Raw genomic sequence first — 16,449 nt, forward strand, 5'->3', positions numbered from 1 at the left:
TTAAACCTCCATTGCTGGCCAAAACAAGTTATAGAAAAGAATTCCTAAGGTAAATCCGAAGGCAAGTCCCATTATAACAACTAATACAAGTAGCTGAGTTGAAGTTTTTGGACGAATATTTACCAGAGAAACTGGCATTCCATTTTTTCTAATTTCGAAAATACTCCCCTTTCTTCGGTAATTCTTATCTCGTTGAGCGATTCGATATTCGTTCTTTCCAATAGTGAACTTGTGAGAGGTTCCTATGTTTGCATTCTTTTCAGAAACCGTTTTACCATTGAGCAAGATTTTTTCTTTTCCTAAAAGCGTACTTACCACTTCAATCTTGTGGTTCTCAATGTAGTACATAGCACATATTGCCATCTATAATTTTTTCTAGTTATACTTCCGTCATGGGGAACACAGTGCACTAAAAAACTTGAAAAAAAAGTAATGTATTAAAACATTACAGTTTAAGCTCGTTCAAATTTGGTTTGGAAACAAAACACAATAATTCTTATGTTTTGAAAAAGCAAATTATATAATTTCAACAAATTCTCAAACGAAAGTTTTTAACAAAAGAAGTATTCTTACAAAGCGTGTAATTTATTCAAAAAAATCATGGGAAATACCGTTTTTAGGAGTTCAACATATGCCAGAGTCGGTCTTTTAACTCTTGAATACCTTGTTGTGCTACAGAAGATATGAACATATAGGGCACTCCTTTCAAATCGTTGTCCAACTCCAAACGCATCTCTTCCATCAATTCATCATCTAGCATATCACTTTTTGAAATAGCAACGAGTCTCTCTTTGTCTAATAACTCAGGATTATATCTTCGAAGCTCATCTAAAAGGATCTCATATTCTCTACTAATATCATTACTATCTGCTGGAATTAAGAATAGTAATGTCGCATTACGCTCGATATGACGTAGAAAATAATGACCGAGCCCTTTACCCTCAGCCGCACCCTCGATAATTCCGGGAATATCAGCCATCACAAAACTTTGAAAATCGCGATATTGAACAATTCCTAGATTCGGTTTCAGCGTAGTGAATTCATAGTCTGCAATTTTGGGCTTTGCAGAGGTGATAACTGAAAGTAGTGTAGACTTCCCCGCATTCGGAAAACCTACCAAGCCCACATCTGCCAGAATCTTTAGTTCTAAAATAAAAGACTCTTCTTTGCCTTCCATTCCTGGTTGAGCATATCGGGGGGTTTGATTCGTCGATGATTTAAAATGCCAATTACCGCGACCGCCCATACCACCTTCAACCACAATTTTTTCCTCTCCATGCTCAGTAATCTCCAAAACAATTTTATTCGTTTCAGCATCTCTCAATATGGTACCTAAGGGCACATCTAAATAGACATCTTCTCCATCTGCTCCAGTACTGCGACTCTTAGCTCCATGCGCACCATGTCCTGCTTTAAAATGTTTTTTGAATTTGAAGGTAACTAATGTCCAAAGGTTTTGATTGCCCCGAAGTATCACATGGCCTCCACGACCACCATCACCTCCATCAGGTCCACCTTTGGTAATATACTTTTCACGATGTAGATGTACAGAACCTTTGCCTCCATTACCTGAGGTCAAAAAAACTTTTACATAGTCTACAAAATTCCCTTCAGTCATTTTAGGCAATTTAAATTTCGGCAAAGGTAACTGAATTTTAATGTTATAATAGGGAATCTATGACGTAGGTTATACCAGTATCCTCGTTCAATACCCAAGTTTTTTCTTTGGAAGTCATTTTCCGAGCACCTAATTTTTCCATAGCTCTTTGGGATCTATAGTTTTTAGAATTCACATAAAAAACAACATGGTTACAATTCTGCATCGCATGGCTGATCATCAATTGCTTAAATGCCCTATTGTACCTGCCTCCCCAATACGCCCTTCCAAGAAAACTCCATCCAATTTCGACAACCTTCTCATCCTCATCAATAATCTTGAATCTAGAGCTTCCGATGACATTTTTTGTTTGTACATCAATTATTACCAAAGCACCTTTTGAATTTAATGCTTCATTGAAAAATTCAGTAAACTTTTTCTGAGTATAGCGATCTTTATTTTGATGCTGCTTCCAAATATATGGGTCAGAAGCTATGGAATATAATGCTGTAAAATCAGACTGACTTAAAGGTCGAAGTTCAACTAAATCGTTATCAAGAAAGGGTTGGAGGTTAAAGTTCATTTCAAGGGGTTGCTAAAGAATCATCTAAATAAAAAATATAAATAAGGTAGCATATAGAGAGAACCACAAAAATGAGAACAGCGGCACAACCAGTGAAGGCACAACCCTTCATTGCTTCTTTAGGGCGTATTACTTTCTCTGCCATAATTTGGGGCTAAAAATTCTTGTTCCTTGACTACAAAAGGTTTATTGCCTTTATATAAATTAGATTATCATATCGGTTGAGGGCTTAAAGTTCTTCGATAACTTTACCCAAACGATGGGTAATTGCATCGATTTCACCAATGCCATCAACACTATGAAATTTACCTTGCACTTCGTAGTAATCCTTTAAAGGAGCGGTCTTCTGATTGTATTCATCAAAACGATTTCTAATCTTATCTTCATCTTGATCGTCTGTTCTGCCGCTCACCTTTCCCCTTTCGAGAAGCCGTTGAATCAATACTTCATCATTTGCTTCTAGCGCAATTGTAGCATCTATTTTCATTCCTTTAGTAGCAAGAAATTGATCCAATGCTTCTGCTTGAGCCGTTGTTCTTGGAAAACCGTCAAATATAAACCCACTTGCTTCAGGGTTTTTTTCAACATCATCCTGCAACATTTTGATAGTAACCTCATCAGGCACCAAATCTCCTTTATCTATATATGACTTGGCCAATTGTCCCAACTCTGTATCATTTTTCATATTGTAGCGGAAAAGATCTCCAGTTGAAATATGTTTCAAATTATATTTTTCCTTCAAAAATTCAGCCTGAGTGCCCTTTCCTGCTCCAGGTTTACCGAATAAAACGAGGTTAATCATGTGTTTTTGGTTTAGTTGGTATACTTCTTTTAAATTTCGGCCTAGCTCATTGTAATCGAGTCCATAACCTACAATAAATTTGTTTGGTATTTCAATACCGACATAGTCGATGCTATATTCCCCATTATAAATTTCGGATTTATAAAATAAGGTGGCAATCTTGAACTCCTTGACATTTGTATTTGAGAATAGGTGCACCAATTCTTTTAAGGTGCGACCCGTATCAATAATATCCTCAAGAATGATAACAGTTCGGCCTTCAATATTTTCCGGTGGGTCTAACAAGGTTTCAACAATACCGGTAGAAGTCAAGCCTTGGTACGAGCTCAACTTCACAAATGAGACTTCACAAGGGTATTCATAGGCTTTTAGAAAGTCGGCAACAAACATAAAAGCCCCATTCAAAACCCCAATAAAAATTGGTGTCTCATTTTTATGGTCAGCCGAAATTTTTCTCGCTAAATCTTCAACTGCTATTTGAATTTCAGCTTGACTTAAAAATGGTTTAAAATATTTGTCCTGGAGCTTGATCACCTTTCTATTTATAAAGGCGCAAATATAGCGTTTTGATTTCTCTTTTTTACCGCCATAACGTTGGTTTTACTATTTAAATGTATTTTTGTGAGAACAAAAAAAAGGACTTTGACAAATAACTCAAATAACTACTTTTCTTCCGATTTTAAATTGGGAATATTAGGCGGAGGTCAACTTGGTAAAATGCTTCTTTATGAAACAAGAAAATTCGATATTCATACCAAAGTTTTAGAAGCTTCAAAAGAAGCCCCTTGCCGAATCGCCTGCGATGAATTTGTATTAGGGAGTTTAATGGATTTCGATGCAGTTTACAACTTTGGGAAGCAAGTAGATGTCTTGACCATCGAAATAGAGAATATCAATCTCGATGCACTTGAAAAACTTGAAGAAGAAGGAATTAAGGTATATCCGCCTACAAAAGCACTTCGTACCATTCAAAACAAGGCGACTCAAAAACTGTTCTACACGGATAACAATGTTCCAACCGCCGACTTCTCTCGTTTTGCTTATGCAAGCGAAATTGAAGATGCAATTGAAAATGGCGGACTAGAACTTCCTTTTGTATGGAAAGCTGCCCAGTTTGGCTATGATGGACAAGGCGTAAAAGTGGTTCGTTCTATTGATGATTTGAAGGAGTTACCAGTTGGAGAATGTATTGCTGAAAAGATGATTCCTTTCAAACATGAGTTAGCCGTTATAGTAGTTCGCAGTGTGAGTGGAGAAGTTGTTACTTATCCTGTTGTGGAGATGGAATTTCATCCGGAAGCCAATCAAGTGGAGTACGTAATTTGTCCCGCACGTATTGATAAAATTGTAGCTCAAAAAGCAACTGAAATTGCCTTAAAAGTTTCAGAGGAAATTGGTCATGTCGGAATTTTAGCTGTGGAAATGTTCCAGACGCAAGAAGATGAAATTCTAGTGAACGAAGTAGCACCGAGACCTCATAATAGTGGGCATTATAGTATTGAGGCAAGTTATACGAATCAATTTGAACAACATATTCGCGCCATTTTAGATTTACCTTTGGGTAAAACTGATAGTAAGGTAGCCGGAATCATGGTGAACCTAGTTGGAGCAGACGGATACACAGGTGAAGTGGTTTATGAGAACATTGCTGAAATCATGGCAATGGATGGTGTTACTCCACATATCTATGGAAAAAAACAAACCAGGCCTTTTCGCAAGATGGGGCATGTAACGATTGTAGATGAAGATATTGACGAGGCCAGAAGAGTGGCGCAAAAAGTAAAGGAAACGATTAAAGTAATCAGCAAATAATATGAGTAAAGTAGCCGTAGTAATGGGAAGCACCAGCGACCTGCCCGTAATGCAGGAAGCTGTTGATATTTTAAAAGGTTTTGATATCGAAGTTGATGTTGATATCGTATCAGCGCACCGCACCCCGGAAAAGCTTTTTGAGTTTAGTAAAAATGCACATACCAATGGTTATGCTGTTGTTATAGCAGGAGCTGGAGGAGCTGCTCACCTTCCCGGAATGGTAGCTTCATTGTCTCCTTTACCCGTAATTGGGGTTCCTGTAAAAAGTAGTAACTCTATTGATGGTTGGGATTCTGTATTATCAATTCTCCAAATGCCAGGTGGTGTTCCCGTAGCTACCGTTGCCTTAAACGGAGCAAAAAATGCCGGTATTCTTGCTGCCCAAATTATTGGCTCAAATGACAAGTGCGTTCTTGACAAAATTATTCTTTACAAAGAAGGTTTGAAGCAGAAGGTTATTGAGGGAGCTAAAAAAGTACGAAGTACAAAGTAAGAAGTACAAAGTATACCTCTGATTGTGAGTAAAACTAATTTCTTAATCTATTTTAAGCGTTATTCAACTTGTACTTGACGTTTGAACTTGAACTTATAAAACATGAATCCACTTTTATCCCCATTTGATACCGCCCCTTTTTCAAAAATAAAAAACGAACATTTCAAACCAGCTTTTTTACAGGCTATGGAAGATGCTCGTGCTGAAATAAATGCGATTACCGCAAATTCGGAAGCACCTACTTTCGAAAATACGATTGAGACTCTGGAATTCTCTGGTCAACAATTGGATAGAATTTCAAGTGTGTTTTTTAACTTGAACTCCGCGGAGACAAATGAGGAAATTCAGAAGATAGCACAAGAGGTTTCTCCTCTACTTTCTGAATTTGGGAATGATATTACATTGAATGAGGCATTATTTATAAGGATTAAATCGGTTTACGAGCAAAAAGACACTTTAAATCTTTCTGTAGAACAAAATACGTTGTTAGATAAACGTTATAAAAGTTTCAGTCGAAACGGAGCCAATTTATCCAAGGATAAAAAGCAACGTTTGCGGGAAATCGATGCCGAATCTTCAAAACTCAAATTGAAATTCGGGGAAAACGTTTTGGCAGAAACCAATAAATATCAAAAGCATATTACAAACGATGCTGATTTAGAAGGATTACCTGATGGAGCCAAAGAGGCGGCCGCTCAGCTAGCAAAGGCAAAAGGAAAAGATTCAGGTTGGATGCTTACTTTAGATTACCCCAGCTACATCCCCTTTATGAAATATGCTGAGAATAGGGAATTACGCAAAGAACTATCACTAGCTTTCGGAAGCAAATCATTCAAAGGTGATGAACTAGACAATCAAGAAATCGTTCTAAAAATAGCCAATCTAAGACATGAACGTGCCAATTTGCTGGGCTATAAAACACATGCCCATTTTGTGTTGGAAGAACGTATGGCGGAGACTCCAGAGAAAGTCCATTCGTTCTTAAATGAATTGCTTGAAAAAGCAAAACCAGCGGCTGAGCGCGAATTCAAACAATTGGAAGACTTCGCCAAAGATTTAGATGGTATTGACCAGTTACAGAAATGGGATGGCAGTTATTACTCCGAAAAACTAAAACAGAAATTGTTCAGTTTAGATGATGAACAATTAAAACCTTATTTCAAACTGGAAAACGTTATCGATGGTGTTTTTCAAGTAGCCGAGAAATTATTCGGATTGCAATTCGAAGAAGTATCAGACATTGATACTTACCATAAAGAAGTAAAAACTTATCGTGTGTACGATTTAGAAAAGAATTTTATTTCCGTTTTTTACGCGGATTTTCATCCTAGGGCCGGAAAACGTGCCGGTGCTTGGATGACTTCCTTCAAATCACAATGGAAAAAAGATGGCGAAAACGTTCGCCCTCATATTTCGAATGTCTGTAATTTTACACCCTCTACCAAAACAAAGCCTTCCCTATTAACCTTTAATGAGGTAACTACTTTGTTTCACGAATTCGGACATGGCTTACATGGCATGTTAGCGAATACCACTTACCCTAGCCTCTCGGGCACTTCTGTTTATTGGGATTTTGTAGAACTACCGTCACAAGTAATGGAGAACTGGTGCTACGAAAAAGAGGCCTTGGAATTGTTTGCCAAACACTATGAAACAGACGAAGTCATTCCTATGGAACTAGTACAAAAAATAAAAGAATCCGCAACCTTTCAAGAAGGTATGGCTACATTACGCCAACTAAGTTTCGGGCTTTTAGATATGTCATGGCATGGAGCAGACCCAACCAATATTACGGATGTAAAAGTACATGAAACAAAAGCTTTTGCTGGAACCAACTTATATCCTGATACTCCAGAAACTTGTATGAGTACAGCTTTCGCACACATTTTTCAAGGCGGCTATTCCTCAGGATATTACAGTTACAAATGGGCCGAAGTACTTGACGCGGATGCTTTTGCTTATTTTAAAGAAAAGGGTATCTTCAATAAAGAGGTCGCCACAAAATTCAAGGAGCATGTACTCTCAAAAGGAGGTACGGAAAAACCAATGGTCCTTTACAAAAGGTTTCGAGGAGCAGAACCTAAGGTTGAAGCTTTGCTCGAAAGGGCTGGGCTTCTGTAAAACCGGAGTTCGCAATATTTCAAATAAACGTCTATCAATACAAATCGTTAGGATTCAAGTAATCAAGGTTCAAATTCAAATTACTTATGTAAACGTCTCTTGACCCAGTAATTACTTTCTCTTCAGCTTTAAATACAATCTCATTATCAAAATTGAAGTACTTTATCATAAGCTTATCCGATGCTTTAGATACTTCAATAAAAGATATATTTTTATCCTGATATCTTGGAGATACTAATAATGTTCCGGATTGCAGCTTACCTTTTTCGAATACTGCACGATGTTGTTCAATTCCGTCTTTATCATAACGAATCACGGGTCCCTCTAAAGAAGTATTTGAAAGGGAGTAAACAAGACGTTTTTTATCTGAATTTTTAAAATAAGCTGTTACTTCTGACTCTTGAGCACTTTTATATTTGGTGACACGTTTGCCGTTTGTATCAAAGTATACAGATTCTAGTAACATACCATCTTTATAGGTCTCTTTACTTTGCTTCTCCGTGGTATATACGTTCAAAACTTTAGTTCCGTTCATAGGGAGTCCATCTTGATAATCCATTTCGGATACGATTTTCCCTTCCTTACTATAGTAGATGGATTTTCCGTTTAACTTGTCAGCTTTGTAGTTTTCGATTTTTTGCAAATTACCTTGATAACCAAAGTATTTAAAAACACCTTCTTTTTTATCATCCACAAATTGGCCTTTCTCCAAAACACTCTGATTGTTATAATCTACCTTGGTATAAGATCCATTCTTTATACCGTCTTTTATGGTGTATTTGGTCCTATTACTATTATCATAAGCAATACCTTCCCAAGGCTTTTGGTCCTTAAAAGTCAACTTCGCAATCACTTTGCCTTCAAGGTCATAATAGGTAGCACAGCAATTTATATCAAGTTCTTCCTCCAATACTGGATTTATATGACCATACCCATCGCTCTTTCCGTAACTATATTTCTTCAAACGTTGGGTTGCTCCCTCTTTCGCCTCTTCCATAAGTTTCAATTTGTCAGAATCACCAAAAAATTCGTAGCGTATACCGTCTTTCTTTTTGTAATCGTAGGATCCGATTAAGTGTTCCTTTTCATTATAGAATTTCCCGAAGGTTTTGTTATACTTTACGTACTCTATTTCACTTTGTTTTTTCCCATTACTGTAAAAGAAGGTTTCCTTTATTCTATCATAACCATTGTCATCGTATTCTTCTATTTTCTTAAATGTTTTGCTAGCATTTTTTCCAACTTTACGCTTTCTAAAACTGGTTCTCTTAATTTGAATACCGTTCTTAAACTCATCAATACCATTGACAACACCATCTTGATAGTCCATGGAGTAGCGTGTTCCATCTTTTGGTTTTAGATATCCATTGTCATCTTCTAGGAAAAGAATCCCTAAAGTATTTCCCCCTTTGTCGTAATACGTTTCAGAGATTTTAGTCTTCTTAACTTTTGGCAATTCGCTATTCAAGTAAAAAAGTGTTTCTTCTACAAGTTCACCGTCCATATAAGTGCTCGTGCGTCCTTTTGCAATCTCGGTACCATCAAATGGTCGATAGTTTTCATATACCATTCGAGCTATTTCTTTACCATTTTCATTATAGCTTACTTGTAATACTTTAGAACCGTTCACATAATCAGTTACTGCACTAAGTTGACTGTTCTCATGATATAGTTTATCTTTTGTAATTACTCCGTCAGCATAGCTACGAGCTGTTTGAAGAACATCGGTTCTGACACCTTTGTCATATCCAAAAAATAGTTCGGTACCATCAAGTGGTTTTAAACGATCTCTATCTAACTGATACGTTACTTCTGCCAATTCTTTTCCATTTTTTGCAAAAAAAGTTTTAGACCAATTAGGATCTTTGCCTACTTTTTCTCGTATTTGACCATTGTCATAATAAGTATCTGAAATCAATAACTGTCCAAAAGGATGATAGCTAACTGTTTTGACGCGCATCGGGTTTGTGTAATAAAAAACCTCGACTCCTTTGTAATAATTATTTGGTAAAAGTTTTCGTTCTCCTATCAACTTTCCCTTATCATCATAATATTTCGAAAGAAACCTGTAACTTTCTTTAGTGCCGTAATGTTCTTCACGAATACCCTTGATATCCTTTTCGTAAAGCACTTCAAACAAAGTATCGCCTTCTTGCTCAAAGTACAATTGTCGATTACCAAAAATCGTATTTCTTTTCCCTGATTTGAAGCGACCATTCTCATATAGTGCGATTAGCTTTTGCTCTCCTAAGTAGGTAACAAATTGTCCTTCCAAACGGTTGTTTTTATAAATGCCTTCCTGAAAAACGCTTCCATCTTCATTATACCAAGTCACCTTTCCTTCCCAAATATCTTTTTCAGCGCTTTGAGATGCAGCATTCATTTGAAGTTGACCTGAAATATAGTAGTCTTGCACCTTAAATATATTTCCTTCTTTCTTGACAGGGGGCCTAAAAAAGGTGGCGCTATCTTTTACCGTCGTTTTCCAGTTTGATTTGTAGAATAAGGTATCTTGCTGTGCAAATAAGGAAGTATTTATCACTATTAATCCTACTACAAACAGCACTATTTGAATTGATTTCGAGGGTCTTTTTTGGGGCATTTCACTTTGGTTTTACCGATGTTTAAAACTGCATCTTTTCTAGAACGAAATTACTTCGTATGAATTATAAAAACATCCCTGAATTCAGTTAAATAACTAAAATGAATATCGTCCTTTTAAAAATTATTTACATTCTATTTAAAAGGCTTTACGTTTGAATAAAATAATTGTTTTACGCTTTTATTGGTTTATCTCTTCGAGTATTTGTGACAAATATTCTTTGAGCTTATCATCTTTGTTAAAAGATCGATTGTGCCAATACACTTTATCAGTCTTTAAATTAGTATGCCTTTTATTCTGTTTGCCTTCAGAAATCAAATAAACGTTATAATACTGCTGGTCGTGAATAACCAATTCGGTATAATCCTTATTTCTTATTCTCTTTGTATTGAAGGCAAGCGGTTGTTTACCCGTGCCTAAATACACATCAAAAGTTTCAAACGAATAGTGCGGATTATCGTTATCAAAATTCCTGTAAGTTTTGCGGTCTCCATTTTTAAAAATGAATTTTCTAAGCTTTTCAAAATCTTCTTTGGAAAACGTTTCGCTGATATCCATAAATTTTTTGTCCTCCAATTGCTTCCACTCCCCGGCTAAATTATACATGCCTTTAAAAAGGTATTCCTTTCTACCCATTCTAAATTGAACGTTTTGGTTGGCATCAAAATGAACGTAACGGCCATCTATTCTTCCAGCTGAAAGGTCATACCGGTAGTCTTCTAGGTATGGATAGCTAAGATTACCCGCTTCGTCTGCATAAAAAGAAATCTTGCGTAAATCTTTTAGGTCTTGGTATTGCAAATAAAGAATGGCATTTAGTTTACCATCTTCTTCATAAATATGCTTTGAAGTCATGCTTATGGGCGATAAATCCTGAATAACATCATTTGTTCTCATAAGGGTATCGAGTCCTGCTTTTGCGTTTTCTTTGTATTGTTCCAAACTATAAATGTCATATTGATGCAACCTGATTTGTTTGGTCTTTACATTGATATCGATTTCTGCCAATTTTGAGCCAATCGGAATATCCTCAGTAGACAAAAAAGACACCAAAGCGAATACCAGTATTTTTATTTCTTCCATTATTACAGATATTTTCTAGTTTTTAGAAACTTCACCATCTTCGGATGTATTTTATGCCTATCGATTTTTCGAATAGGTTTGGTCTTAGCTCCTTTCTCAACCAAAAAAGAAACCATTGTAGTATCATTTTCCAAAACCGCTGAAGTAATTGGGGTTTTATCAAAATTCAAGAAAAACCCTGACTTAATATCAATATTAGCCCCGGCATCCAAAAGTGTTATAACCACCTCAGTATTTCTGGTTAGTACTGCGACTTCTAAAATGCTTTTTCCGTTACCACCAACGCGATTAACTTCTGCACCTAGATCAATGAGATATTTCATCATCGCGACGTTCTCGTTTTCACTTGCCGCCATCAAAGGCAAAACGTCCATCATATTTTCAGGGTCAGAAAAATTGATGTCCGCTCCATAATACAATAAGCAATCTATAAGTTCTTTATTTTCTCTTTTTACGGCAATAGTAAGGGGCGAACCCCCAATAGCGATGAAATTTGGGGAAAGACGTTTTTGTAACAAACCTTCTACAGTTTCGATATTATTTTGATAACACGCATGCTGCATTTCTTGTTGCAATTGCTTTAGTTCAGAAGATTCGAAAACTTTGGCTTCTTCATTCTTCGCAACAGGTTGAAACTTGGTTTTCGCCTCGACTTGTTCCTTTATTCCCCAAAAACTAGTAACATCTGTAGTATTTTCATCAGACTGGAGGTAATTCAAACCTTGTTCAAAATATTTCTCGACCGAGCTATCTAAATACTTTTTATATTCTTGATTAGTTTCTTTTTTCTTGAGTGCTAATGATGCCATTGCATAGGCGCTAACTTGCTCTGGCAAATACCCTTGACTTTGCATTTGCCAACCAAATCCGTCGTTCATACCTGATTGAAACTGAAATTTGGCATTGGCGATAAAAATTCCGAAACCGAACACGATGGCCATAAGGTCGGTTAGATATTCATCATTTTGAATGATACGATGCTCGCCCAATAGTTTTTCGTGTGCCAATTCATGACTTATGGTTGCAATCAAACTTTCTGAGTGTTTTAATTGACTACGCTCTATTCGAATCAGTGATTTTCCACCTGACTTTTGATACGTTCCAGCAGCTCCTGAAGACTTTCCCATGATGTCCGCAGTAGAACTTAAAAGGGTACCGTCATCTAAATACCGATTTTCCTCTGAATAGAACTCCAAAGAAATTTTTCCTTTCTCTATATCCATCAAGGCCATGCAACGCTCCAAAATAAACTGAGCATCAGCTTCTGAACTGTTAAAATCCCTATCAAAAAATTCCTTGGTGGGCTCTACGGTTTTGACCTTTCGCACTCTTTCGTCACCCAGACTATCCATTAAAAAAGAAAGCGACTCTTCGACCCAAATTTGGTCTTCAGACGTTACAGGTAGCTTCAGTTTCTTTTTCCAGAACATTTTTTATTGACTTTAAAAAGGATGATGTTTATTTCTTTTTCGATTATAAAACCAAATCACCAAAGCCGCTGAACAGCTAACAATGATTATTTGGCCAATTACATATCCAAATGCTGCAACTATTGCAGCTTGTACCTTCACTTCGGTAAAAAAAACAAACCAAAAAACAAAAACTATCGCCAAAATGATTAACCTACATATTGTTTTTTTCTTGGTCATAATGATTATTGGTGCATTTTTTGCACCGTGGAGGGTTCAAAACTAAGCATTGAGCTACTTTTTCAAATCCCCATAAACAGTGAAATAAGTTCCTCTTTCAGCGCTTGATATTATCGTTCACTTTTCTCCTCAGGTAACAAATCATTTTTAAACGGATTCTTCACAAACGGGAACGCAAATTGTTTGAGAAATCCCTTAGGAAAAGAAGCATCTACCAAGCCCGTTCCTTCTGGCCATTCTTTACCGGGAAGGTAATACGTACCAAAAATCATATCGATAAAAGGGAAGACCACAGCAAAGTTATTACCATAATGTTCTGGTTCTTTACAATGATGCCAGTGGTGATATTGAGGTGTTGTAATGATGTATTTCAAAAAGCCGAAATTAATATTTGTATTGGCATGAATTAAAACAGCATGTATCGCTATAAAAACGATGTAGACATTAAATGTCAAAGTAGAAAAGCCAAGTACATACAAAGGAATATAAGACATACTCCGAGTAAAGAAAATATCAATAAAATGGGTACGTGAACCCGCAAGCCAATCCATATTTTCTGTGGAATGATGAATTGAGTGAAAACGCCATAAAAAATAGTGTGAATGAAAAATTCGGTGTGCCCAATATTGAAACAAATCAGTGACCACCAATGCCAGTAAAAGTTCAACCACAAAAGGTAAATCGTTGACCCAAGTATGAACACCTTCTAAGTTCATCCAACCGAAAAAAGCGACGGCAGGTTTTTTAGTCAGTACACCAAAAAGTTGAATCGCTAGGTGACTTATTCCAAAATAGATCAGATCCGTACGCCACTCTTCATGAAATTTGGTCTGTAGTTTATTTTTGGGAAAAGCCAGTTCAATGGGTACAAAAATCAAGACCATTACTAGAAGATCAAGTATTAGCCAATCCAAGCCAAGGCTCCAATTCAGTTTTTCTACTGCCCTACCTTCTACGGTCAAGCCACCTAGTACAACGGCCATAGTACCCAAGGCAACTCCGTAAACAGCTAATTTTTTGTTTTTTGCCAAAAGCATACTTACCAAAGCAAAAAGGAAGGTAGCAATGATAGCTCCCAGCATTAGATTTTCCACCAATTCCGGAGTATATACCTCTCGAAATTCAGGTGTAGTTAATTGCTCGGGAAACTTGAAACATAAGATACCGGCCAGCGATAGGACGCCAAGAAAAATAGAAACGGTACCGCTAATTTTGCCTTCACCGACTCGCATTCGTTTATTCTTGCTTTCCATCTATTCTGTTTTTCGTTAAAAAGGTTCGATGTACGAACGTTTGATAACAAACTAAAATTGTATCTCAGTATTTCTTCATAATACTTGCCCAGTGTCTACAAGGCCTAAATTTTGAATAGTGATATTCTCGTATGAATGGCCAAATATCATTTAAACCTCAAAAAATCTGTTTAAAAACACTATCGACAAAGATTGTTTAGGAACACTTGGTGTACAAAGTTGTAGTTTTAGTAGCTAGAGTCCATCCCCAATTTCAGGGATTTTTTCAACCGAAGAGGAGAAAAAGGGTAAAAGGAAAGAATAAATTGCTACCTGTTGCGATAGGCATCATAACCTCCTTCCAAATCAATGACATTCTTATAACCCAGTGAATCCAAAAGATGCGCAGCCTTTGCACTGCGGCCTCCCTTTTTACAATACACATAAATCGTTTCGTCTTTACTTATGGATTCCAGCTGTTTTGCAAAATCTGAATCGTACCAATTGATATTCAATGCATTATCAATATGACCAGTAGCATACTCTTCTGGGGTTCTCACATCAACCAATATCCCGGTTTTGGTATCGTTTTGTGAAAATTCTGTGATAGGTTTTGACTTACTTTGGGCACAGCCCATTGAAAACAAGAATAATAGTGAAAGGAATATTGTATTTCGCATAAAGAAGAAGTTTAATCAAAGATAAAATATATGGCAGCATTAAAATTCACACAGACACAAGAAAATTTTGAGGTAATTAAATCAAATTCCGTTACTTTTGAAAGCGATTCAAAAAAAATGGCTCCACATCAACTAAATCCTGATAACTGGGTAGAGCAGTACGCTGACTACCTGTTCAATTTTGCGGTAGCTCGCGTTAGCGATGCTGAAATCGCAAAAGATTTGGTACAAGAAACTTTCTTTGCAGGACTTAAATCAGCAAAAAACTATAAAGGAGATGCCGCCGAACGTACATGGTTGATTGCCATTTTAAAGCGTAAAGTCATCGACCATTACAGAAAAATCAATTCCAACAAGGGCAAAGCGGAAGTTCGTATGAATTACAGCTCAAGTAGCGATTCTGAAGGTGATTGGTTGGAGGAACAAGTAGCAGATCCCTTTAGCAAGTTAGAAAACAGCCCTATTGAGAATGAAGAATTAGGCATGGCAATTCAAGAATGCATCTCTAAATTACCAAAAAAACAGGCCTTGGTTTTCAAGATGAAAACTATTCAAGGAATAAGTACTGAAGATATTTGTAATGAACTCGGAATAAATCCGTCAAACCTATGGGTAATGATACATCGGTCAAGAACTGCCCTGATGGGTTGCCTTAATGAAAATTGGTTCTAATACTATGATTTCTTGTGAAAAAGCTGCTATAATTTGCAATAAGACTCAATATGATGAGGCTTCCTTTATGGAAAAACTGAAGCTCCGCTATCACCTTTTTATGTGTAAAACCTGTTCTGCATTTACAAAAAAGAACACAGAATTCACGACGCTTTGCCAAAAGGCGAACCTTCAAAGTCTTTCAGAAGCGGAAAAACTTAAAATGAAAGAGCAACTTCAGGGGAAACATTGAAATAGCCTTTTAGCAAAATGGCCATACCATACCAAAAAATGGGAATGGCTTCTACCCAAAAAGAAGAAAAATACTTGGACTGATTTCGTTTGGTTATGAAAAGTACCCATCCGAGAGTCAAGAAAAGTATTCCCTTTAGAATCAACTCTTCGTTACTCAAATCATCTTTTAAAAAAGTACTGAAAAAAAACAGTAGCGTTGCAAAACCTCCAAAAATCTTAGTGTTAGTGATTCCAAGACGTTGTGGTACAGTTTTCAATTCTACTTTATCATAAATCAAATCTCGTATTTCGAAGGGCACCAAAAGGACCAGTACCAATATAAAACGTTGAAAGATTTCAATACCAACGTCCCATGCCACGTATTGGTTAGCGGAAAGTATTGGTAGCAAAACCGTTGCTCCTGCCCAAACTATTGCTACAACAAATATCTTAAGACCACCCCAACTTCTAAGGTTTTTTGTATTTGGCAAAACAGGTATTGCATAGAGACCCGTAAGAAGAACTAAGCCTAGAATACCTAACCATGTACTCATACTTAAAAAAAACCCATGGTAAAGGGCCATGCTTAATGTAATAAAACTTAAAAACTGTATCCCTTTATGGTACTTATCAGCAACCATAATATACTTTTCTGCTTCAACTCCATATTTTATAAAATTGTAGCAGCTTATCGATCCGAAAAATAGAAAAATAGAAAGGTGGTAATCACTTGGAATGTTTAAGGTTTGATATGTCACCTGAAGTAGCGCATATATTGCAAAGGCAACGTGAACACTGGCATCTAAGTAAAAGTTAAAAATGAGTTTTAACCACCTCATTAAACAAAAGTAGCCAAACTGTTTATAACCTTCTTTTTTAGTTAAAAACTTTCATGCCATTCGTCGAGTAT

Annotated in this window: 14 protein-coding genes; 4 read left to right on the top strand and 10 right to left on the bottom strand. The window is 36.6% G+C overall.

The features are described 5' to 3' along the window. The 4 genes from FEE95_RS01615 to FEE95_RS01630 form a co-directional block, all read right to left on the bottom strand. A complete protein-coding gene (locus tag FEE95_RS01615) occupies nt 1-363 on the bottom strand; it encodes a hypothetical protein (RefSeq protein ID WP_138656083.1) in 363 nt (120 codons plus the stop codon). 253 nt (nt 364-616) lie between these two features. After that, nucleotides 617-1,618 carry a GTPase ObgE gene (gene obgE, locus FEE95_RS01620; protein ID WP_138656084.1) on the bottom strand — a complete coding sequence of 334 codons (1,002 nt, stop codon included), beginning with the start codon at nt 1,616-1,618 and terminating at the stop codon, nt 617-619. A gap of 43 nt (nt 1,619-1,661) precedes the next feature. Further along, on the bottom strand, nt 1,662-2,180 hold the full coding sequence (locus FEE95_RS01625) for a GNAT family N-acetyltransferase (protein ID WP_138656085.1): 519 nt from the start codon (nt 2,178-2,180) through the stop codon (nt 1,662-1,664). Between the two features lie 229 nt (nt 2,181-2,409). Continuing rightward, on the bottom strand, nt 2,410-3,516 hold the full coding sequence (locus tag FEE95_RS01630) for an adenylate kinase (RefSeq protein ID WP_138656086.1): 1,107 nt from the start codon (nt 3,514-3,516) through the stop codon (nt 2,410-2,412). 87 nt (nt 3,517-3,603) lie between these two features. Between FEE95_RS01630 and FEE95_RS01635 the strand changes: the two genes are divergently transcribed. The 3 genes from FEE95_RS01635 (at nt 3,604) to FEE95_RS01645 (ending at nt 7,408) form a co-directional block, all read left to right on the top strand. After that, nucleotides 3,604-4,794 (top strand): 5-(carboxyamino)imidazole ribonucleotide synthase, encoded by a 1,191-nt coding sequence (locus tag FEE95_RS01635; RefSeq protein WP_262710871.1) that lies wholly within the window; start codon nt 3,604-3,606, stop codon nt 4,792-4,794. A gap of 1 nt (nt 4,795) precedes the next feature. Then, nucleotides 4,796-5,287, top strand: a complete 492-nt coding sequence (purE, locus tag FEE95_RS01640; protein WP_138656087.1) for a 5-(carboxyamino)imidazole ribonucleotide mutase — start codon at nt 4,796-4,798, stop codon at nt 5,285-5,287. 102 nt (nt 5,288-5,389) lie between these two features. Then, nucleotides 5,390-7,408 carry a M3 family metallopeptidase gene (locus FEE95_RS01645; protein WP_138656088.1) on the top strand — a complete coding sequence of 673 codons (2,019 nt, stop codon included), beginning with the start codon at nt 5,390-5,392 and terminating at the stop codon, nt 7,406-7,408. A gap of 34 nt (nt 7,409-7,442) precedes the next feature. Here FEE95_RS01645 and FEE95_RS01650 read toward each other — a convergent pair whose 3' ends face one another. The 5 genes from FEE95_RS01650 to FEE95_RS01670 form a co-directional block, all read right to left on the bottom strand. Continuing rightward, nucleotides 7,443-10,010, bottom strand: coding sequence for a toxin-antitoxin system YwqK family antitoxin (locus tag FEE95_RS01650; protein WP_138656089.1), 2,568 nt, complete (start codon nt 10,008-10,010; stop codon nt 7,443-7,445). A gap of 180 nt (nt 10,011-10,190) precedes the next feature. Beyond that, nucleotides 10,191-11,093 carry a hypothetical protein gene (locus FEE95_RS01655; RefSeq protein ID WP_138656090.1) on the bottom strand — a complete coding sequence of 301 codons (903 nt, stop codon included), beginning with the start codon at nt 11,091-11,093 and terminating at the stop codon, nt 10,191-10,193. Nucleotides 11,094-11,095: 2 nt separating this feature from the next. Beyond that, nucleotides 11,096-12,523, bottom strand: coding sequence for an ankyrin repeat domain-containing protein (locus FEE95_RS01660; protein ID WP_138656091.1), 1,428 nt, complete (start codon nt 12,521-12,523; stop codon nt 11,096-11,098). Nucleotides 12,524-12,852: 329 nt separating this feature from the next. Next, nucleotides 12,853-13,995: a sterol desaturase family protein gene (locus FEE95_RS01665; RefSeq protein ID WP_138656092.1), complete on the bottom strand. Its 1,143-nt coding sequence runs from the start codon at nt 13,993-13,995 to the stop codon at nt 12,853-12,855. 308 nt (nt 13,996-14,303) lie between these two features. Then, the gene (locus tag FEE95_RS01670) at nt 14,304-14,654 is read right to left on the bottom strand and encodes a rhodanese-like domain-containing protein (protein WP_138656093.1); all 351 of its coding nucleotides are present in this window, start codon (nt 14,652-14,654) and stop codon (nt 14,304-14,306) included. 117 nt (nt 14,655-14,771) lie between these two features. Here FEE95_RS01670 and FEE95_RS01675 point away from each other — a divergent pair, with 117 nt between their 5' ends. After that, nucleotides 14,772-15,326: a sigma-70 family RNA polymerase sigma factor gene (locus FEE95_RS01675; protein WP_138657539.1), complete on the top strand. Its 555-nt coding sequence runs from the start codon at nt 14,772-14,774 to the stop codon at nt 15,324-15,326. 197 nt (nt 15,327-15,523) lie between these two features. Here the strand turns inward: FEE95_RS01675 and FEE95_RS01685 are convergent, their stop codons facing one another. Next, a complete protein-coding gene (locus FEE95_RS01685; protein WP_138656095.1) occupies nt 15,524-16,378 on the bottom strand; it encodes a UbiA prenyltransferase family protein in 855 nt (284 codons plus the stop codon). Nucleotides 16,379-16,449: the final 71 nt, after the last annotated feature.

The organism is Maribacter algarum (ex Zhang et al. 2020), assembly GCF_005885635.1.
Lineage (GTDB): Bacteria > Bacteroidota > Bacteroidia > Flavobacteriales > Flavobacteriaceae > Maribacter_C > Maribacter_C algarum.

What these genes read in the sequence shown, in the direction of transcription:
- purE (WP_138656087.1), top strand. Translation starts at nt 4,796, where the DNA reads ATGAGTAAAGTAGCCGTAGTAATGGGAAGCACCAGCGACCTGCCCGTA.
- FEE95_RS01660 (WP_138656091.1), bottom strand. Translation starts at nt 12,523, where the DNA reads ATGTTCTGGAAAAAGAAACTGAAGCTACCTGTAACGTCTGAAGACCAA.
- FEE95_RS01655 (WP_138656090.1), bottom strand. Translation starts at nt 11,093, where the DNA reads ATGGAAGAAATAAAAATACTGGTATTCGCTTTGGTGTCTTTTTTGTCT.
- FEE95_RS01685 (WP_138656095.1), bottom strand. Translation starts at nt 16,378, where the DNA reads ATGAGGTGGTTAAAACTCATTTTTAACTTTTACTTAGATGCCAGTGTT.
- FEE95_RS01665 (WP_138656092.1), bottom strand. Translation starts at nt 13,995, where the DNA reads ATGGAAAGCAAGAATAAACGAATGCGAGTCGGTGAAGGCAAAATTAGC.
- FEE95_RS01645 (WP_138656088.1), top strand. Translation starts at nt 5,390, where the DNA reads ATGAATCCACTTTTATCCCCATTTGATACCGCCCCTTTTTCAAAAATA.
- FEE95_RS01675 (WP_138657539.1), top strand. Translation starts at nt 14,772, where the DNA reads ATGGCTCCACATCAACTAAATCCTGATAACTGGGTAGAGCAGTACGCT.
- FEE95_RS01625 (WP_138656085.1), bottom strand. Translation starts at nt 2,180, where the DNA reads ATGAACTTTAACCTCCAACCCTTTCTTGATAACGATTTAGTTGAACTT.
- FEE95_RS01615 (WP_138656083.1), bottom strand. Translation starts at nt 363, where the DNA reads ATGGCAATATGTGCTATGTACTACATTGAGAACCACAAGATTGAAGTG.
- FEE95_RS01670 (WP_138656093.1), bottom strand. Translation starts at nt 14,654, where the DNA reads ATGCGAAATACAATATTCCTTTCACTATTATTCTTGTTTTCAATGGGC.
- FEE95_RS01650 (WP_138656089.1), bottom strand. Translation starts at nt 10,010, where the DNA reads ATGCCCCAAAAAAGACCCTCGAAATCAATTCAAATAGTGCTGTTTGTA.
- obgE (WP_138656084.1), bottom strand. Translation starts at nt 1,618, where the DNA reads ATGACTGAAGGGAATTTTGTAGACTATGTAAAAGTTTTTTTGACCTCA.